The organism is Pseudoalteromonas sp. BSi20652, from assembly GCF_000239855.1.
Lineage (GTDB): Bacteria > Pseudomonadota > Gammaproteobacteria > Enterobacterales > Alteromonadaceae > Pseudoalteromonas.
Genome location: NZ_BADT01000026.1, coordinates 1 through 526 on the forward strand (window position 1 = coordinate 1; position 526 = coordinate 526).

Genomic DNA, 526 nt, shown 5'->3' on the forward strand with positions numbered 1-526 from the left:
GCTTCATCAACTTCAACATCAGCTTGGTCACAGTGACATTAGAACCACGCAAAGTTACTTACACTGGTTACCTGAATTAGGGCATGGTGGTATTGATTTACTCGCAAGTTGGGGAAACCAATGAGCGGCTTGCACCTCGCTGATATTTTAAATTCTGGCCTTGGGAATTATCGGCAGCACCACATAATGAGTTATCAGCAGTTACGAGTCTGCCAACACCTTCAATCATGCAGAGCGGGTCAGCTCGGTTATCAAGCATGGCAATGTGATAACTGTAGTGAAGTACAACAAATTGGATGTAGCGGTCGAGATCGGCATTGCCCACGTTGCCAAGGAATGGCTACGGCTAAGTGGGTGCAAAGACAACAAGAGGATTTATTATCGTGTCGCTATTTCCACCTTGTTTTTACGCTCCCGCATGAGTTAAATATCATTGCGCACTATAACCCAAACGCGTTGTACCAGTGTTTATTTAAAGCCGCATGGCAAACGCTGTGTAAATTTGCGAAACGAAAGAGGCATGGTC

Annotated in this window: 1 protein-coding gene and 1 pseudogene; both read left to right on the top strand. The window is 45.2% G+C overall.

Annotated features, from left to right (window positions below; all coding sequences use genetic code 11):
• Window positions 1-124: pseudogene (locus tag P20652_RS20160) on the top strand (integrase); the annotation flags it as partial.
• Window positions 121-526: transposase zinc-binding domain-containing protein (locus P20652_RS17290; RefSeq protein ID WP_033016998.1), on the top strand; the 406-nt coding region annotated here is incomplete at its 3' end. The pseudogene P20652_RS20160 and the gene P20652_RS17290, both read left to right, overlap by 4 nt.